This window comes from Arthrobacter sp. NPDC080086 (genome assembly GCF_040702285.1).
On sequence record NZ_JBFBKP010000031.1, the window covers coordinates 25,162 to 46,241 of the forward strand.

Annotated in this window: 18 protein-coding genes; 17 read left to right on the plus strand and 1 reads right to left on the minus strand. The window is 67.7% G+C overall.

Annotated features, from left to right (window positions below):
• Positions 1-169: 169 nt before the first annotated feature.
• From AB0305_RS12320 to AB0305_RS12345, 6 genes are all read left to right on the plus strand, one after another.
• Positions 170-1,066 carry a diacylglycerol kinase family protein gene (locus tag AB0305_RS12320; RefSeq protein ID WP_290258053.1) on the plus strand — a complete coding sequence of 299 codons (897 nt, stop codon included), beginning with the start codon at positions 170-172 and terminating at the stop codon, positions 1,064-1,066.
• A gap of 406 nt (positions 1,067-1,472) precedes the next feature.
• A complete protein-coding gene (locus AB0305_RS12325) occupies positions 1,473-1,970 on the plus strand; it encodes a hypothetical protein (RefSeq protein ID WP_364137643.1) in 498 nt (165 codons plus the stop codon).
• Between the two features lie 53 nt (positions 1,971-2,023).
• Complete coding sequence (locus tag AB0305_RS12330) at positions 2,024-2,290, plus strand: hypothetical protein (RefSeq protein ID WP_366173058.1); 267 nt, start codon at positions 2,024-2,026, stop codon at positions 2,288-2,290.
• A 134-nt stretch (positions 2,291-2,424) separates the two neighbouring features.
• Positions 2,425-2,934, plus strand: a complete 510-nt coding sequence (locus AB0305_RS12335) for a hypothetical protein (RefSeq protein WP_290258050.1) — start codon at positions 2,425-2,427, stop codon at positions 2,932-2,934.
• A 79-nt stretch (positions 2,935-3,013) separates the two neighbouring features.
• Complete coding sequence (locus tag AB0305_RS12340) at positions 3,014-3,502, plus strand: hypothetical protein (RefSeq protein ID WP_364137639.1); 489 nt, start codon at positions 3,014-3,016, stop codon at positions 3,500-3,502.
• A 341-nt stretch (positions 3,503-3,843) separates the two neighbouring features.
• Positions 3,844-4,641 carry a response regulator transcription factor gene (locus tag AB0305_RS12345; RefSeq protein WP_366173061.1) on the plus strand — a complete coding sequence of 266 codons (798 nt, stop codon included), beginning with the start codon at positions 3,844-3,846 and terminating at the stop codon, positions 4,639-4,641.
• Positions 4,642-4,689: 48 nt separating this feature from the next.
• Here the strand turns inward: AB0305_RS12345 and AB0305_RS12350 are convergent, their stop codons facing one another.
• Positions 4,690-5,334, minus strand: a complete 645-nt coding sequence (locus AB0305_RS12350; protein WP_364137635.1) for a TIGR03085 family metal-binding protein — start codon at positions 5,332-5,334, stop codon at positions 4,690-4,692.
• Between the two features lie 243 nt (positions 5,335-5,577).
• On the opposite strand from AB0305_RS12350, the gene hisI reads away from it, so the two are divergent.
• The 11 genes from hisI (at position 5,578) to pyk (ending at position 20,962) form a co-directional block, all read left to right on the plus strand.
• A complete protein-coding gene (hisI, locus tag AB0305_RS12355) occupies positions 5,578-5,973 on the plus strand; it encodes a phosphoribosyl-AMP cyclohydrolase (protein ID WP_364137633.1) in 396 nt (131 codons plus the stop codon).
• 107 nt (positions 5,974-6,080) lie between these two features.
• Complete coding sequence (locus tag AB0305_RS12360; protein ID WP_364137631.1) at positions 6,081-7,649, plus strand: anthranilate synthase component I; 1,569 nt, start codon at positions 6,081-6,083, stop codon at positions 7,647-7,649.
• Positions 7,646-8,260, plus strand: coding sequence for a Trp biosynthesis-associated membrane protein (locus AB0305_RS12365; RefSeq protein WP_364137629.1), 615 nt, complete (start codon positions 7,646-7,648; stop codon positions 8,258-8,260). The genes AB0305_RS12360 and AB0305_RS12365 overlap by 4 nt, the downstream gene beginning before the upstream one ends.
• A gap of 113 nt (positions 8,261-8,373) precedes the next feature.
• Positions 8,374-8,661 carry an HGxxPAAW family protein gene (locus tag AB0305_RS12370; RefSeq protein ID WP_290258043.1) on the plus strand — a complete coding sequence of 96 codons (288 nt, stop codon included), beginning with the start codon at positions 8,374-8,376 and terminating at the stop codon, positions 8,659-8,661.
• Positions 8,662-8,663: 2 nt separating this feature from the next.
• The gene (gene trpC, locus AB0305_RS12375) at positions 8,664-9,479 is read left to right on the plus strand and encodes an indole-3-glycerol phosphate synthase TrpC (protein WP_364137627.1); all 816 of its coding nucleotides are present in this window, start codon (positions 8,664-8,666) and stop codon (positions 9,477-9,479) included.
• A 95-nt stretch (positions 9,480-9,574) separates the two neighbouring features.
• Positions 9,575-10,939: a tryptophan synthase subunit beta gene (trpB, locus tag AB0305_RS12380; RefSeq protein WP_364137625.1), complete on the plus strand. Its 1,365-nt coding sequence runs from the start codon at positions 9,575-9,577 to the stop codon at positions 10,937-10,939.
• The gene (gene trpA / locus AB0305_RS12385; RefSeq protein ID WP_364137623.1) at positions 10,936-11,766 is read left to right on the plus strand and encodes a tryptophan synthase subunit alpha; all 831 of its coding nucleotides are present in this window, start codon (positions 10,936-10,938) and stop codon (positions 11,764-11,766) included. The genes trpB and trpA overlap by 4 nt, the downstream gene beginning before the upstream one ends.
• A 3-nt stretch (positions 11,767-11,769) precedes the next feature.
• On the plus strand, positions 11,770-13,029 hold the full coding sequence (lgt, locus tag AB0305_RS12390) for a prolipoprotein diacylglyceryl transferase (RefSeq protein WP_364137621.1): 1,260 nt from the start codon (positions 11,770-11,772) through the stop codon (positions 13,027-13,029).
• 262 nt (positions 13,030-13,291) lie between these two features.
• Complete coding sequence (gene gltB / locus AB0305_RS12395; RefSeq protein ID WP_290258038.1) at positions 13,292-17,908, plus strand: glutamate synthase large subunit; 4,617 nt, start codon at positions 13,292-13,294, stop codon at positions 17,906-17,908.
• Positions 17,901-19,358, plus strand: a complete 1,458-nt coding sequence (locus AB0305_RS12400) for a glutamate synthase subunit beta (protein ID WP_364137619.1) — start codon at positions 17,901-17,903, stop codon at positions 19,356-19,358. The genes gltB and AB0305_RS12400 overlap by 8 nt, the downstream gene beginning before the upstream one ends.
• Positions 19,359-19,462: 104 nt before the next feature.
• Entirely contained in the window at positions 19,463-20,962 is a 1,500-nt protein-coding gene (pyk, locus tag AB0305_RS12405) for a pyruvate kinase (protein ID WP_290258036.1), read from the plus strand.
• Positions 20,963-21,080 lie beyond the last annotated feature (118 nt).

Sequence of the window (21,080 nt, forward strand, 5' to 3'; positions counted from 1 at the left end):
GCCGCCTCGGCTTGGCCCGCGGGAACGAGAAGGCGAGCTTGCGGTACTCGGCGGGGAGCATCACCCGCAGAAGTGTCATGATGGTCTGAAAGCCGGTGGGGCCGAGCTGCACGGCGCCCATGGGACAGGGGTGTGACTGTTTCGGTAACAGCGGCGTGGAAGGGCAGCCATGATTGATGAGCGGGTAGCCGCCGAGCGCTTTGACCGGATTGTCCTGATCTTCAATCCCGGCAAGCCCGGGATGGGTGCCAGGATCGATGAGGTGCGGCGAAGCCTGGCTGACGGATTGCCGGGTCTGCCGGTTGAGTCGATGCCGTCGGAGTTCGCCGGGCATGCCCGGGAGCTGGCGCGGTCCGCGGCCGCCAGGGGTGCGCCCCTTATTGTTTCCATCAGCGGCGACGGCGGGTACCACGAGGTCGTCAACGGGGTCATGGATGTACGCGACAGCAGGGCTGTGTGTACCGTCGTCGCGGCCGGCAACGCCAATGATCATCACCGCAGCATGCCCGCGCGTTCGTTGCCTGCTGCCGTGCGTGAAGGCCGGATCCGCCACATCGACTTGTTGCGCATCCGATTCAGCGGGGAACACGGCGAGCAGACGCAGTACGCCCATTCGTATATAGGCTTCGGACTCACACCCTTGATGGCGATCGGCATCGAGAAGGGCCGCAAGGGAAAAATCCTCGAACTCATATCCGTGGCCCGCACCCTTTCGGCGTTGAGTCCGTTTGAGCTCATTCGGGGAGACGGAGCCACTGCGCGCTTTGACAGCCTGATCCTTGCCAACATTTCCCGGATGGCCAAGTACGGAACGGTCAGCGAAATGGGCACTCCGGACGACGGCATGTTCGAGGTGGTGACGCTGCCACATGCCGGGCGGTGGAAGATGGCGTTGATGACGCTGCGGGCTGTGACGCTGGGCCTCGGCCACCAGCCAAGCGTGAGCAGTTACGCCTTCACCACGAGGGACGCCGTTCCGTGCCAGATCGACGGCGAGGTCCTTCACCTTCCGGCGGCAACGCACGTGCTGGTGGAGAGCGCCAAGGGGGCCTTGGCAGTCGTGTGACTCCTGAGGCCTTGCCCCAGTCGCTGGATGGTGGACCGCCGGGCGATCCGAACCCACCGCTTGACCATTGATGTGTCAGTTTCCACCTATCTCAGCGGACGAGGGCGTACAGTCAGAGTATCGGGACGGCCTGACTGGACATCCGGTATTCCGACTATTTGAAACTAGCTCCGCGCCCGCCGCCGGCACCATGCGGCTGCGACATCCGGTCACTGCAACCTCGTGGTGATGAGCTGGGATGACGAGGGCGGCCCCACCGTTCTGCCGCGTGCAGGCCGGACTCTTGCGGCCCTGCCCTCCCTACCGATAGGCCCGGTTTCGGGTTCGTCGACCTCCAGCCGCCGTTGATCCGCCCGTTTTCCGGCGTTGTCGACTGCGCATCTCCAAGAAATGTTGGCGCTATGCCATGACCACCACCCCAGTACAGCCCGTCCAAACCGTGGGGAGACTCGCCCTCAGCGGGGTTCTCGCCTCCGCCCTGCCTCACGACCTCGGCACGGCGAAGGCCGCGTCTCGATACATTGTCCCTGTCGTCTTCTCCCGTAGGCCCCAGCCCCGGGAACTGGACCTGCTTCATGATCAGAGCGTCACCCGGCGCTTGGCGGAAGAGGGCTACAGCGACGTCGAGCTGCGAGTCTCTGACCGCCGCCTCCTCATTACCAACACCAATCTGCAGGACCTTAAGTCAGGTCTTGCGCACCTGGTTGGCACGATCCTGCGCGAGATCTCAGTGCAAGCCGACGCGGAACGCGCGCATAGATCAGAAGAACTGGATACTTTGGGGCTTCTCGAAGAGCAGCGAATCGAAGCAGTCCGCCGGTCCGCGGCCGACATCAGCTTCGACGAATACTCCCAGGCGCACTGGCGCGAATTCTGCGCCGCGGGTTGCTTTCTCGGCACGTAGTTGGGGGCCGAGAAAGCATCGTCCTGGAACGACCCGCAACGGAAAAGGAAACAATGACTTCCATGCATCTTGAGGAACACTGGCACCGCCTGTCTCCGGCCAGCAAGCAGTGGTTTATCGACAACCCTGGTTGTGTAGTTCTACCCCGGACCATCTCGGCCGAAATCAATGCCGAATCCGGAGAGAACGCCGATTCTGATAGACACGGCGAAACGGTCCTGTCGCAGGAAAATATCGATTTCATCCGATCCAAAACACACCCGGAAGAACCTTCCATGGCGCAGCCGCCCTATCGGTTCTTCGACTCCGTGCAGCCCTGAACTGCTGCCGGCGGCCACCCAGGATTGAGGCCGGCCGGTTCCCTCGTGCCCGAATCATGTGGGCCCGCTCAAGAAGCAAACAAACAGATCCGCACGTTGCTGAGAAGACGGCTCGGCGGGGGATAGTTGGAGGTGTGGCAATTTACGACTCCCGGAGTTTTTACACGCGGGGTGATTCCATTAGCGTCGGTGCTTCACGGGAACACATCGAACGTTCCCTGCTGAACTTTGGGGCAACCGAGATTATTTTCAGCCAACGTGGCCATCTGAACGCTATTTCGTTCAGGGCCTGCGGAAGGCAATTCCGGATGGTGCTTCCGCTGGTGCCGGCAAAGGCGCACGCTACTGCTCCGGATGGAGTCTCCGAGGTCCCCGGCCGGGACGCTTCCGCACGAGTGCTCGAACTCGATGCCCGTCGCTTCTGGCACGCCTTAGCCCTGTCGACGGATGCCAAACTCGCGGCAGCGACAGCGGGCGTTGCAACGCTGGAGTCCGAATTTCTGGCCCATGTGGTGCTCCCCGGGAACCATACGGTGATGGATGAGCTTGGACCCGTCATAGCCTCGGCCTACAGGTCCGGGCAGCGACCCACGATCGGCACTGCGTGTCCTCCGACCGCGGCCAAGGCGAACACCATGACGTGAATCACCGGATTTCCCTGATTCCTATCGGACCGTTCCCGAGGGTTTAGAGTCGAGGCACAACTAATGGGGGGGAGTCTCGGTGCAGCAGCTGACTGGTCAGAACAGGCCGAATACAACGCCGGCGCCGGAACGTGGGCCGGCAATTGCTGTTGTCACCGCTGTGGCGGGTTCGCTGCTGCTCATTCTCTTGACGGGCTATCTCACGATGCAGCTTGTGATGTCCGGGATGAGCGCATTCATGACCTTTGATTCCCGCGCCGTTGGGATCTCAGCCGGCTGGTTGCCATACGTGTGGCGGCTGAGTCTGATTCTCCTCGCCCTCGCAGCGGTGATGGTGCACCGCAATATCCTCCGGGGCACAGCCGGCCGGATCGTAGCGCTGGCAACCCTGGCTGCTGTTGCGTTCATCGGCACTACGATGACGACTGGACAGCACCCCGCCGGGGAGCAGCAGTCCCTGATCCTGGTGATCGCTGCAGAAGGTGCCAAATCACCGCTAATCCTGGCTCTCATTGGGGTAGGTGTTGCCGACCTGGTTGCCCGCCGCCAACCGACGCGTGCGCAGTAACCTGCCGCGGCACCTGACAATTGACAGCTAGGGAAGCGTCCTTTGCGCGGTCATGCGACGGCGGGAATCCGCGGCGGCCTGCTCTCGGGACGTTGGGCACTGTCTCGTGGGCTCGGTGGGGTCTAGGGTTTGGACCCCTCTTGGTCGGCGTCGTGGGGGCGGTGCGCGGTTCCCGGGAGGGCCTGCTAGCCTCGGGCGGGAAACTACCCGCGTTGTCCTAAGCGGGCCCAGTGATTCATGGACGGCGCCTTTGGAGGCAAAGGCGACAGATCGGAACAGCAATGATGGCTGACCCGGAATTCCCTCTGCCCGTTGCCGCTCCTGGCGGCGGAGTGTACCTGTTGGACGACCACGAAATTGTGCGGCGTGGCGCGCGCTATTTGGTGGAGTCTGCCGGATTGGTCGTTGTGGGCGAGTCCGGGTCGGCGCGTGAGGCGTCCCGCCGGATTCCTGCCCTGCGCCCTGCCTTGGCCATTCTCGATGATGATCTTCCGGACGGCTCGGGAGCGGAAGTATGCCGCGCCGTCACCACGGCCGACCCATCTATCCGGTGCATCCTCATGACAGCCAGCGACGACGAATCGGTGCTCATCCGCTCAATCCTCGCGGGTGCCTGGGGTTGCCTTTCGAAGCTGGATGACAGCGGTGAGCAGCTCAGGCTGATTTCCCGCGTCCTCTCCGGCCACGCCGCGTACAGCCGCAGGTTTTACCCGGCCCTCATGGGACCGGCCCGGGATGTGCATCCAGGGGTTGACGAGATGAGGCTACGGGACCTGTCGAAGCGCGAATCAACAGTTGCCCTGGGCATCGCCACCGGGCTCAGCAATCGGCAGATTGGTCAGGAGATGTTCATCGCGGAGAAGACGGTAAAGAACATGGTCTCCTCGATATTGAGCAAGCTTGGCATGGCCCGAAGAACCGAGGTGGCCGTCATGGTAGCCGGGACGCTCAACCGTTCACGTGCCGTCGCTGCCGACGGCGCGGACTACCGGTCCTGCGCTTTCCCCGACCTGGTCTCCGATGTCACGGCCGCACTGCGGGAATGCGTCAGCGAGGATCCTTCACAATCCGAGGCCACAGGGGGGCGGACCGCAGCTGCTGCCAGGCTCGCCCGGACGCTGGCCGCCACCAAGCCTTGAGCTGTCCCAGCTCATGGCTTCCCTGCAGTCGTGCCCGCGGGCAGTCGCCTAGAGCCCGACTTCGGCGGACTGCAGGAGGGCGACGGCGTCGGGCTGGCCCTCGAAGGTGACCAGCGCGTGCCGGGTGCGGCCGTGGGCATGCATCAGCAGTTCGCCGGGCTCGCCGACGATCGCCACGGAGACGGGGGCCCGCTTGGCGACGTGCCGGGGTCCGGACGGGCTGACCAGCACGATGCCCAGGTCGACGCCGCGGTAGAGGATGGCGGCGCGCTTGATCAGGTCATCCCACAGCGCATCCGAATAGCCCTCGTCCAGCGCCCGCGGGGCCCAGCGGTCCACAGCCCGGCGCACGTCCTCTGTGTGGACGAAATATTCGGTCAGGTTGGAGCTCTCATCCAGCGCCTTGATCCGCATGGGGGACAGGGCGGGCGGACCGGCGCGGAAGGTGTTGACCAGCGTCGCGTACGCCTCAGGGCTCTTCAGGGTCTCCGCGAGTTCCGCCGTCGCCTCATCCGAGGTCTTCCTCAGGCTCTTGATCAGCAGGCCCAGTCCCACGCGCGCCTTACGCTCGCGCAGGTACAGGTGCGCGGCAAGATCACGCGTCTGCCAGCCCTTGCAGAGCGTGGGGGAGTCGGGGCCGGCCGCAAGCAGGGTTTCGGCCAGGACTTCTCGGGACGGGTCGACGAAATGCATCACTTGTGAAACTAGCACGAGACGCCCCTCCCTGCGCACAGGAAACGGCCGTCATTTCGCAACCCGTGGCCGTAACCCGTGGTGCGGGTGATGAAGGAGATAGGGCGACGACGGCGGGCCAAGCCCGGCGGCTGCCCCGGTGCACGGCGTCGAGGTCGCCCGGAGGTGGTTCGGTGGCGCCGAAGACTTCGCACTGGGACCCGGCGGGTGGCGTGTCCCGCGCAGGCACTAGACTTGGGGGTGATGTCTGAGCAGCCCGCCCCCGCCCCCGCCGCGCCTTCCGGCCCCCTCCCCGAGGACCTCGCACGGTCCCTTAAGCGGGACGCCGCCGGACTGGTCGCCGCGATCATCCAGCAGTTCGATACCGGCGAGGTGTTGATGCTCGGCTGGATGGATGACGAGGCGCTGCATCGGACCATGACCACCGGCCGGGTGACCTTCTACTCCCGGTCCCGCCAGGAATACTGGCGCAAGGGCGATACCTCCGGCCACGTCCAGTGGGTCAAGTCGCTGGCGCTGGATTGCGACGGCGACGCCCTGCTGGTCCGCGTGGACCAGGTGGGCGCAGCCTGCCACACCGGCACCCGAACCTGCTTCGACGGACGCGACCTCGACGCCGTCGTCGGCCACGCCGGCTGACCCGTCCGGCACCATCCGGCGCAGCCGGCGCCGCCGCAGCCGGGAACTACCGCAGCCGAACCAACCCGCACACCTTAGACCTACAGAACAGGTGGAAGTACGCAGCCATGCAGGACCTCGGAATCATCAGCCCCAGCCTGGAGGAGTTCCGCGAGCTCGCGGCCGGCAACCGCGTCATCCCGGTCCGCCTCAAGGTGCTGGCCGACGCCGAAACACCTATCGGCCTCTACCGCAAACTCGCCCAGGGCCAGCCGGGAACGTTCCTGCTCGAATCCGCTGCCGTGGGCGGATCCTGGTCCCGGTACTCCTTCATCGGTGCCCGGTCGCGCGCCACGCTGACCACCAAGGACGGCCAGGCGCACTGGCTCGGCGAACCGCCGGTGGGCGTCCCCCTGTCCGGCAGCCCCGTGGACGCCGTCCGGGACACCGTCCGCGCCCTGCACACCGAACGCTTCGAGGGCCTGCCGCCCTTCACCTCGGGCCTGGTCGGCTTCCTCGGCTGGGAGTCCGTGCGCCACTGGGAAAAGCTCACCAGCCCGCCCGAGGATGACCTGCAGCTGCCCGAGATGGCGCTGAACATGGTCACCGACATGGCCGTGCACGACAACATGGACGGCACCGTCCTGCTGATCGCCAACGCGATCAACTTCGACAACAGCTCCGAACGCGTGGACGAGGCCTGGCACGACGCCGTCGCCCGGGTCAAGGAACTGCTCGCCAAGGTCAGCACCCCCACGGCGCAGCCGGTCTCCGTGCTGGAATCCGCCGCCCTGGACTTCGCCTCCAGCGTCCAGGAGCGCTGGGACGAGAACCAGTACCTCGCCGCCCTGGACCGCGGCAAGGAGGCGATCATTGACGGGGAGGTCTTCCAGGTGGTGATCTCCCGCCGCTTCGAGATGGAGTGCGGCGCGGACCCGCTGGACGTCTACCGCGTACTGCGCAACACCAACCCCAGCCCCTACATGTACCTCTTCAGCCTGGCCGACGCCGACGGCCGCGAATACTCGATCGTCGGCTCCTCGCCCGAGGCGCTCGTGACGGTCACCGGCGACGAGGTCATCACCCACCCGATCGCCGGATCCCGCCCGCGCGGCAAGACCGTGGAAGCGGACAAGGCCCTGGCCGAGGAACTGCTCGCCGACGAGAAGGAAGGCGCCGAGCACCTGATGCTGGTGGATCTCTCCCGCAACGACCTCTCCAAGGTCTGCGTCGCCGGCACCGTGGACGTCACCCAGTTCATGGAGGTGGAGCGGTTCAGCCACATCATGCACCTGGTCTCCACCGTCGTCGGCCGGCTCGCCCCCGACGCCACCGCCTACGACGTCCTGAAGGCCACCTTCCCGGCCGGTACGCTCTCCGGCGCCCCCAAGCCGCGCGCCCTTCGCCTCCTCGACGAGCTGGAACCCCACCGCCGCGGCATCTACGGCGGCGTGGTGGGCTACCTCGACTTCGCCGGCGACATGGACATGGCCATCGCCATCCGTTCCGCCCTGCTGCGCGACGGACGCGCCTACGTCCAAGCCGGCGGCGGGATCGTCGCGGACTCGGTGAACGCCGCTGAGGCCCAGGAAACCATCAACAAGGCCGCGGCCCCCATGCGCGCGGTGCACACGGCCCAGTCCCTGCACACCATCACCCCGGACACGGTGCCGGGTGCCGAGGGGAGCCGGGCATGAGTGGCACGGTCAAGAGCACCAGCCCGGTGGTTCCCCGCTGGGCCCGCAAGTCCACCCTGGTCCTGCTGATCGTGGTGCTGGCCCTGGCGGTCTTCGGCGCCACCACCCAGACCTGGCTCACCGTCAGGCTGGACGCCGGGCAGTTGGGCCAGGCCGTCGCCAACCGTGACGGCCTCCAGGTGCAGGGGAGCAAGGCCGCGACGGCGGTCACGGCGCTGGCCCTCGTGGCCCTGGCCGGCGGACTCGCCGCCGCCATCGGCGGCAAGGTGGCACGCTGGGTCATTACGGTCATCATCCTGCTCGCAGCCGCCGGAATCGTCACCGCCGCCGGCACCGTGCTGGCTGACCCGCTGGCCGCCGCGCAGGGATCCATTGCCGCCGCCACGGGCATCAGCGGCAGCAACGTCTCGGTGGCCACCACCGTCTTCCCCGTCCTGGCCGTTGTCGCCGGGGCGCTCCTGAGCCTGTCCGCGCTGCTGATCGTCCCGGCCGGCCGGCACTGGAAGAGCCGGACGAAATATGACGCCGCCGCCGTCAAAGCCGGCACCGGGGGTCCCGCCGACGAAATCGACAGCTGGGACCGGCTCACCCGCGGCGACGACCCGACGTAGGCAGCGCCCCGCGCGGCCCGGCTCGCGTGCCGACCGTCCCGCTCGCGTCCCCGGCCATTGTCACGGCCAAAAAATGGCAGAATGTAAGCAGTATTGATCCTGAGGAGATTTCCATGAGCAAAGCCCCCATGTCTGCACCGAAGCCCGCCGCCGGCACCGGCATCTACGACGACGTCGACCACAGCGAGCCCACCGGCCACGGCAACAGCCCCGCCGCCTGGACCACCGTGATCATCATGCTGGTGGGCGCACTCATCGCATCGATCGCCTTCGTGATTGCCAACACCCCGATCTTCGTCGCCGGCGCGGTCATCATGCTGGTGGGCCTGGTCGTTGGCTTCGCCATGCGCAAGGCCGGCTACGGCGTGGGCGGCAGCAAGCTGAAGAACTCCGGCCACTAGGAGTGAGTGTTCTCGACGACATCAATGCCGGTGTCCGGGAGGATATGGAGGCCCGCCAGCGGCTGGTTTCGCTCGCCGAGCTGAAGGACCGCGTGGCGGCCGTCGCTCCGGCCCGCGATGCCTGGGCCGCCCTGGGCGGAGACTCCGCCAGGGACCAGCTGAAGGTGATCGCCGAGATCAAACGCAGCAGCCCCTCCAAGGGTGCGCTGGCCACCATCGGCGATCCGGCCTCGCTGGCCCGTCAGTACGCCGACGGCGGTGCGGCCGTGATCAGCGTCCTGACAGAGCAGCGCCGCTTCCACGGTTCCCTTGCGGACCTGGACACGGTCCGCGCCGCGGTGGACGTTCCGCTGTTGCGCAAGGACTTCATGATCGATGAGTACCAGTTCTGGGAAGCCCGCGCCCACGGCGCGGACCTGGTCCTGTTGATCGTCGCCTCCCTCTCCGACGCCCAGCTCCGTGATTATGCGGCGCTGAGCCACGAGCTGGGAATGAACGTCCTGGTCGAGACCCACACCCCGGAGGAAGTCGAACGGGCCGCGGCGGCGGGTGCCAGGATCATCGGCGTCAACGTCCGCAACCTCAAGACGCTCGACGTCGACCGCTCCGTCTTCGCCGACCTCGTCGCAGCCATCCCCGCCGGCGCGCTCGTCGTCGGCGAGTCCGGTGTGCGCGACGTCGAGGACGTCCGGCACTACGCGGCGCACGGCGCCAACGCCGTCCTCGTCGGCGAAGCCCTGGTCAAGAACGCGACCCCGCAGGAGCGGATCGCCGAATTCATGGCCGCGGGCGCCGAGGAAATCGCAGCACGGGCCTGACGCCGGGAGGGCACCGGGCCTCTGCGGTCCGGCCCTCCGACGCCTCCGTTCGGCCCCCAAGATCTAGTTAGCAGTGGAACAGGATGGTGAGACTGATGGTCGATGCACCCATGACCGGCTCAGAGGAAAGCCCCGCGGACGCGTTCCTGCAGGGCAACCGACCCGATGAAGCAGCGCAGGGCACGCCCTCGCTGCGGCACGCCCCGGGACCGTACTTCGGTTCCTACGGCGGCCGCTGGATGCCCGAATCCCTGATCGCCGCCCTGGACGAACTCGAGGACACCTTCGAGAAGGCCAAGGCCGATCCCGAGTTCACCGCTCAGATCGCCGAGCTGAACAAGAACTACTCCGGCCGGCCCTCGCTGCTGACCGAGGCCAAGCGGTTCGCCGAGCACGCCGGGGGAGTGCGGATCTTCCTCAAGCGCGAGGACCTCAACCACACCGGCTCGCACAAGATCAACAACGTCCTGGGCCAGGCCCTGCTGGCCAAGCGGATGGGCAAGACCCGCGTCATCGCCGAGACCGGCGCCGGCCAGCACGGCGTGGCCAGCGCCACCGCCGCGGCCCTGCTGGGGCTCGAGTGCGTCGTCTACATGGGCGCCGAGGACTGCCGCCGGCAGGCCCTCAACGTCGCCCGGATGGAGCTGCTCGGCGCCACCGTGGTCCCCGTGACGAACGGCTCCCAGACCCTCAAGGACGCCATCAACGAGGCGCTCCGCGACTGGGTGGCCAACGTGGACAGCACCCATTACCTGCTGGGCACCGCCGCCGGCGCCCACCCGTTCCCGGCCATGGTGCGCTACTTCCACGAGGTCATCGGCGAGGAAGCCCGCGCCCAGATGCTGGAACAGACCGGCCGGCTGCCGGATGCGGTCTGCGCCTGCATCGGCGGCGGCTCCAACGCCATCGGCATCTTCCACGGCTTCCTGGACGATCCCTCCGTGAAGATCTACGGCTTCGAGGCCGGCGGCGACGGCGTCGAGACCGGCCGCCACGCCGCCACCATCACACTCGGCCGCCCGGGCGTGCTGCACGGCGCCCGCTCCTACCTGATGCAGGACGAGGACGGCCAGACGGTTGAATCGCACTCCATCTCCGCGGGCCTGGACTACCCGGGCGTCGGCCCGGAGCACTCCTACCTCTCGGACATCGGCCGCGTCAGCTACGAGCCCATCACGGACAGCGAGGCCATGGATGCGTTCCGGCTGCTGTGCCGCACCGAGGGCATCATCCCCGCCATCGAATCCGCCCACGCCCTTGCCGGTGCCATCAAGATCGGCCAGCGCCTCGCCGCTGAAGCGGCCGAGTCCGGCAACCCGGAGAGCGTGCACGAGAAGATCGTGCTGGTAAACCTCTCGGGCCGGGGCGACAAGGACGTGGCCACCGCCGCGGAATGGTTCGACCTGCTGGACAAGAACTCTCCGGAAGCGGAGATCGCCAAGGAAGGGGAGCAGCTGTGAGCTCCGAGACGCCTGCCGCCGCAAACGCCGCAACGGCCAGCAAGTCCGCCGCCGCCATCGACCGCGCCCGGTCCCAGGGCCGCGCCGCGCTGATCGGCTACCTCCCCGCCGGGTACCCCACCGTCGAGGAAACCATCGCCGCCGGCATCGCGCTGGCCGAAAACGGCGCCGACCTGATCGAAATCGGGATCCCGTATTCGGACCCGGTCATGGACGGTCAGGTCATCCAGGCCGCCACCACCGAGGCCCTCGCCAAGGGATTCCAGGTGGGCCAGGTCTTCGACGTCGTCCGCGGCATCACCAGCAAGACCGACGCGGCCGTCCTGGTCATGACCTACTGGAACCCCGTGGTCCGGATGGGCGTGGACGAATTCTCGCGCCGCCTGGCCGAGGCCGGGGGAGCCGGGCTCATCACGCCCGACCTGATCCCGGACGAGGCCACCGAATGGATGGCCGCCTCGGACAAGTACGGCCTCGACCGGGTGTTCCTGGTGGCGCCGTCCTCGACTCCGGAACGGATGAAGCGCACCGTGGACGCCAGCCGCGGCTTCGTCTACGCGGTCTCCATCATGGGCGTCACCGGTGCCCGCACCTCGGTCAGCTCCGCCGCGAAGAACGTGGTGTCCGCGGCCCGTGCCGCCGGCGCCGAGCGGGTCTGTGTGGGCCTGGGCGTTTCCAACGCCGGCCACGTCCGCGAGATCGCCGCCTACGCGGACGGCGTGATCGTCGGCACCGCGCTGGTCGCGGCGATCGGTGAGGGCGGCGTTGATGCGGTAGCGTCCCTCACGAAAGAGCTCAGCACCGGCCTCACCAAGGAAGAAGCGTAGTCAATGCAGGCAGTCCTCCACGCGGCAGCGCTGGTTCCCACGAGCATACCGAGCCCGGTCTGGTCCGGGTTCGACATCCCGCTGCCCTGGGGTTCCCTGCGGATCCACGCCTACGCGCTGTGCATCCTGGCCGGCATCATCGCCGGCCTCTGGCTCACCTCCGTGCGCTGGGCCAAGCGCGGTGCCCCTGAGGGCAGCGTCTGGGACATCGCCATCTGGGCCATCCCGTTCGGCATCATCGGCGGCCGGCTCTACCACGTGGTTTCCTCCCCGGACGCCTACTTCGGCCCCGGATTCGACGGCACCGGCGACCTCTCGCTCATCCCGCAGATCCAGCGGGGCGGCCTGGGCATCTGGGGCGCCGTGGTGCTCGGCGCGGTGGGAGCCTGGATCGGCTGCCGCCGCTCCGGCGTCAAGCTCAGCGCCTTCGTCGACGCCGCCGCGCCCGGCCTGCTGCTGGCCCAGGCCATCGGCCGTTGGGGCAACTATTTCAACCAGGAACTCTTCGGCGGGCCCACCACCCTGCCGTGGGGCCTGCAGGTGGACCCCACCAACCCGAACTTCCCCGCCGGCATGCCGGCGGACACGCTCTTCCACCCGACGTTCCTCTACGAGTCCCTGTGGAACCTCGTCGGCGTCGTGATCCTGCTGGCCCTGGACCGGAGGTTCTCCTTCCGCCGCAGCCGGCTCTTCTGGCTCTACGCCATGTACTACACGCTGGGTCGGGTCTGGATCGAGGCCATGCGCATCGACGATGCCGAGCAGATCAGCCTGTTCGGCATCACCACCCGCCTCAACGTCTGGACCAGCCTCCTGGTCCTGGCCGGCTCGCTGCTGGCCTTCATCCTCCAGGGGCTGCGGAAGAAGACGGGCGAGGACACCGTGTACCTGCCCGGCCGCGAACCCGCCGCCGTCGAGGGTGACGCTGAGGATGCCGACGACGACCACGTCGCCGAAGGCAGCGCGGAAGAGCGCGACGGCGAACGGGACGCGGAGGACCGCGACGGCGACGCCGTCGAGGGCGGCCGCGACGCCGAGAAGGCCACCGTCCCGGCCGTCCGCCATTCGGACTCGGCTGTCTCAGATAATGAATCCCGTGATAATCTCCGGGTGAATACCAGCGGTCCGGACCGGGCTTCGGCCCAGGCCGTTGCCGCGGGCGAACCCAACGGCGGCCACGATGCCGCCGCCGCGGAGCCGGCAACCGGGAAAACCGGCCGCCGCGCCGCCGGACCCGCGCCGGAGACTGACGCCACCCCATAGTTCAGGACCGGCATTCGGGCTGCAGGGAAACCCCCGCCCGGGCCCGTTACCCACAGCGTCGTGGTCTCATAGGACAGCGCGTCCGGCACATAACCGCCGCGCGCAAGTCCGGCCGGCGGCCCGCGTAACTGTTCGTGCAGTATGCGGCTCTGGCCTACAATTCCAGTAGGAAAATCACACTGTTGTGCCCGTCACACCGGCGCAGCGTCACGGGCCAATGTTGTCCCTCCCATACGCTCGATCAGGAGGAAGGACGTCTCCCATGACCCAAACTCTGCACAGCCCCAGCTGGTCCGAACCGGACCAGCCCGCGACGGCACTCTCGCCTTTCCGGCGCTTCGCGGCACTGCCCGACGCCGCAGGCCTCTACAACCCGGAGCAGGAGAAGGACGCCTGCGGCCTGGCCATCATTGCCACCCTCCGCGGCGAACCCGGCTACGACATCGTCGATGCCGCCCTCACCGCCCTGCGCAACCTCGAACACCGCGGCGCCGTCGGAGCCGATGAGGGAACCGGCGACGGTGCCGGCCTCCTCATGCAGATCCCGGACGAGTTCTTCCGTGCCGTGACCAGCTTCGAGCTGCCCGCCGCCGGCCAGTACGTGGTGGGCACCGCCTTCCTCCCCGCCGAACAGCGCGAAGCCGACGCCGCGAAGGCAGGCATCGAAGCCCTCGCCGCCGATGAGGGCCTCACCGTCCTCGGCTGGCGTGAGGTGCCGGTGGTCGCCGACCTGGTCGGCGCCATGGCCCGGGCCTGCATGCCGTACTTCTCCCAGCCGTTCCTAGCCTCCAGCACCGGTGAGGCGCTCTCCCACAACGACCTGGACTCCCGGGCCTGGCGCATCCGCAAGCGAGCGCAGAATAAGTTCGGCGTCTACTTCCCGTCGCTCTCGTCCCGGACGATCGTCTACAAGGGCATGCTCACCACCGCGCAGCTGGAGCCGTTCTACCCGGACCTCTCGGACAAGCGCTTCAAGACCAAGCTCGCGATCGTGCACTCGCGCTTCTCCACCAACACCTTCCCGTCCTGGCCCCTTGCCCAGCCGTTCCGCACCATCGCGCACAACGGCGAGATCAACACCGTCAAGGGCAACCGGAACTGGATGCGGGCCCGCCAGTCGCAGCTGGCCAACCCGCTGCTGGGCGACAGCCCCGAGGAGCTGTACCCGATCTGCACCCCCGGCGCCTCGGACTCGGCGTCGTTCGATGAGGTCGCCGAGCTGCTCTGGCTCTCCGGCCGGCCCATCACGCACTCGATCATGATGATGATCCCCGAGGCCTGGGAAAACCACGCCACCATGGACCCCGCCCGCCGTGCGTTCTACGAGTACCACTCCCTGCTGATGGAGCCGTGGGACGGCCCCGCCGCGGTGTCCTTCACCGACGGCGCCCTGGTCGGCGCCACCCTGGACCGCAACGGCCTGCGTCCGGGTCGCTATTGGATCACCGAGGACGGCCTGGTGGTCTTCGCCTCCGAGGTCGGCGTGATCGACGTCGAGCCGGCCAAGGTGGTCAAGAAGGGCCGCGTCTCGCCCGGCAAGATGTTCCTGGTGGATACCGAGGCCGGCCGCATCATCGACGACTCCGAGGTCAAGGCCGAGGTGGCCGCGGCCAACCCCTGGGCCGAATGGCTCAAGGACAACCTGATCGACCTCAAGGATCTGCCCGAGCGCGAGCATGTGGTGCACACCGCCGCGTCGGTGAACATCCGCCAGCGCACCTTCGGCTACACCACCGAGGAACTGAAGATCCTGCTCGGCCCGATGGCCCGGACCGGTGCCGAACCCCTCGGCGCCATGGGTTCGGACACCCCGGTGGCCGTCCTCTCCAAGCGGCCCCGGCTCCTGTTCGACTACTTCGTCCAGTCCTTCGCCCAGGTCACCAACCCGCCGCTGGACGCCATCCGCGAGGAACTGGTCACGTCGCTGACCTGCGCGATCGGCCCCAACGGCAACCTGCTGGACACCAAGCGGGTCCGACAGCCTCAGGTCTCGCTGCCGTTCCCCGTGATCAACAACGACCAGCTGGCCAAGATCGCGAACATCGAGAACGCCGACGGCGACCGCGTCGCCATGAAGGTCCGCGGCCTGTACCGGCCCGAGGGCGGCGAGAACGCGCTCCGGGCCCGGCTGACCGAGATCTGCGAGCAGGTCTCCGGCGCGATCAACCGCGGCGTGCAGTACATCGTGCTCTCGGACCGTGACTCGAACGCCCAGTGGGCCCCGATCCCGTCCCTGTTGCTGGTCAGCGCCGTGCACCACCACCTGCTGCGCAGCGCCAACCGCACCAAGACCGCGCTGGTGGTCGAGGCCGGAGACGTCCGCGAGACCCACCACGTGGCCGTGCTGATCGGCTACGGCGCGTCCGCGGTCAACCCGTACCTGGCGATGGAATCCGTGGAACAGCTCATCGCCTGCGGCGACGTCACCGGCGTCACCCCGCAGGACGGCGTCTACAACCTGATCAAGGGCCTCGGCAAGGGCGTCCTGAAGATCATGTCCAAGATGGGCATCTCCACGGTGGCCTCCTACACCGGCGCCCAGACCTTCGAGGCGCTCGGCCTCGGCCAGGAACTGGTGGACGAATACTTCGCCGGCACCCACTCCCAGCTCGGCGGCGTCGGCCTCGACGTCATCGCGGCCGAGGTGGCCGCCCGGCACCGCATGGCCTACCCGGAGAACGGGATCGAGCAGCCGCACCAGCCGCTGCTGGGCGGCGGTGAGTACCAGTGGCGCCGCGACGGTGAACCGCACCTGTTCAACCCGGAGACGGTCTTCCGGCTGCAGCATGCCACCCGGGAACGCCGCTACGACATCTTCAAGGCCTACACCCGCGGTGTGGACGACCAGTCCACCAACCTCATGACCCTCCGCGGGCTGCTGAAGTTCAAGGACGGACTGCGCCCGGCCGTGCCGCTGGAGGAAGTGGAACCGGTCTCCAGCATCGTCAAGCGCTTCTCCACCGGCGCGATGAGCTACGGTTCCATCTCCCAGGAAGCCCACGAAACCCTCGCCATCGCGATGAACCGCCTCGGCGGCAAGTCCAACACGGGCGAGGGCGGCGAGGACGTCGAGCGGCTGCTGGACCCCACCCGCCGCTCTGCGGTCAAGCAGATCGCGTCCGGTCGGTTCGGCGTCACCAGCCTCTACCTGACCAACGCCGACGACATCCAGATCAAGATGGCCCAGGGCGCCAAGCCCGGCGAGGGCGGCCAGCTGATGGCCCAGAAGGTCTACCCCTGGGTGGCCCGGACCCGGCACTCCACGCCCGGCGTCGGACTCATCTCCCCGCCGCCGCACCACGACATCTACTCGATCGAGGACCTGGCGCAGCTGATTTACGACGCCAAGCGGGCCAACCCCTCGGCGCGGGTGCACGTCAAGCTCGTCTCCGAGGTGGGCATCGGCACCGTGGCCGCCGGCGTGACGAAGGCCAAGGCCGACGTCGTGCTGGTCTCCGGCCACGACGGCGGCACCGGCGCCTCGCCGCTGAACTCGCTCAAGCACGCGGGTGTGCCGTGGGAGCTCGGCCTCGCCGAGACCCAGCAGACCCTGATGCTCAACGGCCTGCGCGACCGCGTGGTGGTGCAGGTGGACGGCCAGCTCAAGACCGGCCGCGACGTGGTCATCGCCGCGCTGCTCGGCGGCGAGGAATACGGCTTCGCCACCGCGCCGCTGGTGGTCTCCGGCTGCATCATGATGCGCGTCTGCCACCTCGACACCTGCCCGGTGGGCGTCGCGACGCAGAACCCGGAACTCCGGTCCCGGTTCAACGGCAAGCCCGAGTTCGTGGTCAACTTCTTCGAATTCCTGGCCGAGGAAGTCCGCGAGATCCTCGCCGAACTGGGCTTCCGCAGCCTGGAGGAGGCAATTGGCCACGCCGAGATGCTGGACACCCGCGAGGCGATCAGCCACTGGAAGGCCGAGGGCCTGGACCTGGACCCCATCCTGCACGGGTTGGAGTTCGACGACGACGCGCCGCTGCGCAACCTCACCGGCCAGAACCACGAACTGGACAAGCACTTCGACCAGCGCCTGATCGGGATGGCCGCCGAGGCCCTCAGCGACCGGACGCCGGTGAAGATCTCTGTTGACGTGATCAACACGGACCGCTCCGTGGGCACCATGCTGGGCCACGAGGTCACCAAGACCTTCGGCACCGACGTGCTCGCCCCGGACACCATCGACATCACCCTGACCGGCACCGCCGGACAGTCGCTCGGGGCGTTCCTGCCCGCGGGCATCACGCTCCGGATGTTCGGTGACTCCAACGACTACGTCGGCAAGGGCCTTTCCGGTGGCCGCGTCATCGTCCGCCCGGACCGCACCAACGTCTTCCCGGCCGAGCGCAATGTCATCGCGGGCAACGTGATCGGCTACGGCGCCACCAGCGGCGAGCTGTTCCTGCGCGGCCAGGTGGGGGAGCGGTTCATGGTCCGCAACTCCGGCGCCACCGCCGTCGTCGAGGGCATCGGCGACCACGGCTGCGAGTACATGACCGGCGGCCAGGCGCTCATCATCGGACGGACCGGCCGGAATTTCGGCGCGGGCATGTCCGGCGGCACCGCCTACGTCCTGGACCTGCAGCCCGAACGGGTGAACAAGCAGGCCCTCGACGCCGGCGAGTTGCTGCTGCGCGAGCTCGACGCCGAGGACCGCGAGATCGTCCGCGCGCTGCTGACCCGGCACGTGGAGGAAACCGAGTCCCAGCATGCCGCCCGGCTGCTCGAGGACTTCGACGACACCGCCGCCCGCATCACTAAGGTCCTGCCGCGCGACTACGCGGCGGTCCTGCAAACCCGTCTCGACGCCATCGAAGAGGGCCTCGACCCCGACGGCGAAGAAGTTTGGTCTCGAATCCTGGAGGTTACCGGTGGCTGATCCACGCGGATTTTTGAAAGTACGCCAGCGTGAGACCCAGCCGCGCCGTCCCGTCCCGGTCCGCATCATGGACTGGAAAGAGGTCTGTGAGGCGCAGGAGAAGGGTGTCCTGAAGGCCCAGGCCGGCCGCTGCATGGACTGCGGCGTGCCGTTCTGCCACCAGGGCTGCCCTCTGGGAAACCTGATCCCGGAATGGAACGACCTGGTCTGGCGGGACAAGGGCGAAGAGGCGATGGAGCGGCTGCACGCCACCAACAACTTCCCCGAGTTCACCGGCCGGCTCTGTCCCGCCCCCTGCGAGGCGTCCTGCGTGCTGGGCATCAACCAGCCCGCCGTGACCATCAAGCAGGTTGAGGTTTCGATCGTGGACCAGGCGTTCGACAACGGCTGGGTCACCCCGCTGCCGCCGGCACGCCTCACCGGCAAGACGGTCGCCGTCGTCGGCTCCGGACCGGCCGGCCTGGCCGTGGCCCAGCAGCTCACCCGGGTGGGCCACACGGTCGCGGTCTACGAACGCGACGACAAGATCGGCGGACTGCTGCGCTACGGCATCCCCGACTTCAAGATGGAAAAGGACCACGTCGACCGCCGGCTGGACCAGATGAAGGCCGAGGGGACCCGGTTCCGCACCGGCGTCGCCGTCGGCACCGACGTGACCTGGGAACAGCTGCGCCGTCGCTACGACGCCGTCGTGATCGCCACCGGCGCCACCGTGCCCCGTGACCTGCCGATCCCGGGCCGCGAGCTCGAGGGTGTGCACTTCGCCATGGATTACCTGGTGCCCGCGAACCGCGTGGTGGCGGGGGAAGCCGTGGAGAACCAGATCAACGCCGCCGGTAAGCACGTGGTCATCCTCGGCGGCGGCGACACCGGCGCGGACTGCCTCGGCACGGCGCACCGGCACCAGGCGGCATCCGTGACCACCCTGGCGATCGGCAAGCAGCCAGCCACCGAGCGCGCCCCGCACCAGCCGTGGCCGACGTTCCCGACCCTGTTTGAGGTGGCCAGCGCCCACGAGGAAGGCGGCGAGCGGACCTACCTGGCCTCTACCGTCGAGTTCGTCGGCGAGAACGGCAAGCTCACCGGCGTCAAAGTCGCCGAGACCGAGTTCGTCGACGGCAAGCGCCTGCCCAAGGCCGGGACCGAGCGGATTATCCCGGCGGACCTGGTGTTCCTTTCGCTCGGCTTCACCGGCGCCGAACCGGCCGGCATCACCGAGCAGGTCAGTGCCGACTTCGACGGCCGCGGCAACGTGGCCCGGGACGGCTACTACATGACCAACACCGAGGGCGTGTTCGTCGCCGGTGACGCCGGCCGCGGCCAGTCGCTGATCGTCTGGGCGATCGCCGAGGGCCGGGCCTGCGCCGCTGCGGTGGACAAGTTCCTGATGGGCAGCACCACGCTGCCCGCGCCAGTCGCGCCGACGGACCGTGCCATCTCGGTCCTCTAAACCGGCTCCGGGCCGGCGGGGCGATCCCTCGCCGGCCCGTGAAGGACGCCTGCCGTTCTTCTCCCCGTCAGCTTAAACAACCAAGAGACTACTAGGGTAGGTATATGAGACGCGCTAAAATTGTGGCCACCTTTGGACCGGCGATCGCCAGCTTCGAGAACACTCTCGCCGTGCTGGAAGCCGGCGTGGATGTGGCCCGGATGAACATGAGCCACGGCGACTACTCCGTGCACGACAACACGTACGAGAACGTGCGCAAGGCCTCCAAGCAGCTCGGCAAGGCCGTCGCCATCATGGCCGACCTGCAGGGTCCCAAGATCCGCCTCGGCCGCTTCGTCGACGGGCCGCACCTGCTCGCCGTCGGCGACATCTTCACCATCACCACGGAGGACGTCCCGGGCACCAAGGACATCTGCTCCACCACCCTGAAAAGCCTCACCGAGGACGTCAACCCGGGCGATGCCCTGCTGATCGACGACGGCAAGGTGGCCCTGCGCGCGCTGGAGGTCGACGACGTCAAGGTTGTGGCCCAGGTGGTCGTGGGCGGCTTCGTGTCCAACAACAAGGGCATCAACCTCCCCGGCGTGGCCGTCAACGTGCCCGCGCTGAGCGAAAAGGACGAGGATGACCTCCGCTGGGCCATGAAGCGCGGCGTCGACATGGTGGCGCTGTCCTTCGTCCGCGATGCCTCCGACATCACCCGCGTCCACGAGATCATGGACGAGGAGGGCCGCCGGGTTCCGGTGATCGCCAAGATCGAGAAGCCGCAGGCCGTGGAGCAGCTGCCCGAGATCATCGACGCGTTCGACGCCATCATGGTGGCCCGTGGCGACCTCGGCGTGGAGCTTCCGCTGGAGGAAGTGCCGATCGTGCAGAAGCGCGCCGTCGAACTGGCCCGCCGCTGGGCCAAGCCGGTCATCGTCGCCACCCAGGTGCTCGAATCCATGATCGACAACCCGCGCCCGACCCGCGCCGAGGCCTCCGACTGCGCCAACGCCGTGCTCGACGGCGCCGACGCGGTCATGCTCTCCGGCGAAACCAGCGTGGGTAAATTCCCGATCGAGACCGTCAAGACCATGGCCCGGATCATCGAATCCACCGAGGTCCACGGCCTGGAGCGCGTCCCCCCGCTGGGCACCAAGCCCAAGACCCGCGGCGGCGCCATCACCCGTGCCGCCGTCGAGATCGCCGACCAGCTGGAGGCGAAGTACATCTGCACCTTCACCCAGTCCGGTGATTCCGCCCGCCGCCTCTCCCGCCTGCGCCCCACCCGCCCGGTCTTCGCGTTCACCCCGGTGGAGCACGTGTGGAACCAGCTGGCGCTGACCTGGGGCATCCAGCCGGTGCTGGTCCCGATGGTGGGCCACACGGATGAGATGACGGCCCAGGTGGACCGCAACCTCCTCGAGATGGACCTCGTCGACGACGGCGACATGGTGGTCATCGCCGCCGGTTCGCCTCCGGGCAAGGCCGGTTCGACCAACATGCTCAAGGTGCACCGCGTAGGCGACCTCGCCGACGCCGGCAGCCAGGGCGACGCGACCGTCACCAAGGACAAGCTCGGCCCGTGGCCGGAAAAGAAGAAGAAGAACAACAAGATCTAGTTCTTCGGACACAGAAAGGAGGGCCCCGCCCCAGCAAACCAGCGGCGGGGCCCGCCGAGTTTACGTGGTGGGTGGCGCTAATAGACCTGGGTGATTATGGTGTCGGCGGCCGCGCGCA

What these genes read in the sequence shown, in the direction of transcription:
- AB0305_RS12320 (WP_290258053.1), top strand. Translation starts at nt 170, where the DNA reads ATGATTGATGAGCGGGTAGCCGCCGAGCGCTTTGACCGGATTGTCCTG.
- AB0305_RS12325 (WP_364137643.1), top strand. Translation starts at nt 1,473, where the DNA reads ATGACCACCACCCCAGTACAGCCCGTCCAAACCGTGGGGAGACTCGCC.
- AB0305_RS12330 (WP_366173058.1), top strand. Translation starts at nt 2,024, where the DNA reads ATGACTTCCATGCATCTTGAGGAACACTGGCACCGCCTGTCTCCGGCC.
- AB0305_RS12350 (WP_364137635.1), bottom strand. Translation starts at nt 5,334, where the DNA reads ATGCATTTCGTCGACCCGTCCCGAGAAGTCCTGGCCGAAACCCTGCTT.
- hisI (WP_364137633.1), top strand. Translation starts at nt 5,578, where the DNA reads ATGTCTGAGCAGCCCGCCCCCGCCCCCGCCGCGCCTTCCGGCCCCCTC.
- AB0305_RS12360 (WP_364137631.1), top strand. Translation starts at nt 6,081, where the DNA reads ATGCAGGACCTCGGAATCATCAGCCCCAGCCTGGAGGAGTTCCGCGAG.
- AB0305_RS12365 (WP_364137629.1), top strand. Translation starts at nt 7,646, where the DNA reads ATGAGTGGCACGGTCAAGAGCACCAGCCCGGTGGTTCCCCGCTGGGCC.
- AB0305_RS12370 (WP_290258043.1), top strand. Translation starts at nt 8,374, where the DNA reads ATGAGCAAAGCCCCCATGTCTGCACCGAAGCCCGCCGCCGGCACCGGC.
- trpB (WP_364137625.1), top strand. Translation starts at nt 9,575, where the DNA reads ATGGTCGATGCACCCATGACCGGCTCAGAGGAAAGCCCCGCGGACGCG.
- lgt (WP_364137621.1), top strand. Translation starts at nt 11,770, where the DNA reads ATGCAGGCAGTCCTCCACGCGGCAGCGCTGGTTCCCACGAGCATACCG.
- gltB (WP_290258038.1), top strand. Translation starts at nt 13,292, where the DNA reads ATGACCCAAACTCTGCACAGCCCCAGCTGGTCCGAACCGGACCAGCCC.
- pyk (WP_290258036.1), top strand. Translation starts at nt 19,463, where the DNA reads ATGAGACGCGCTAAAATTGTGGCCACCTTTGGACCGGCGATCGCCAGC.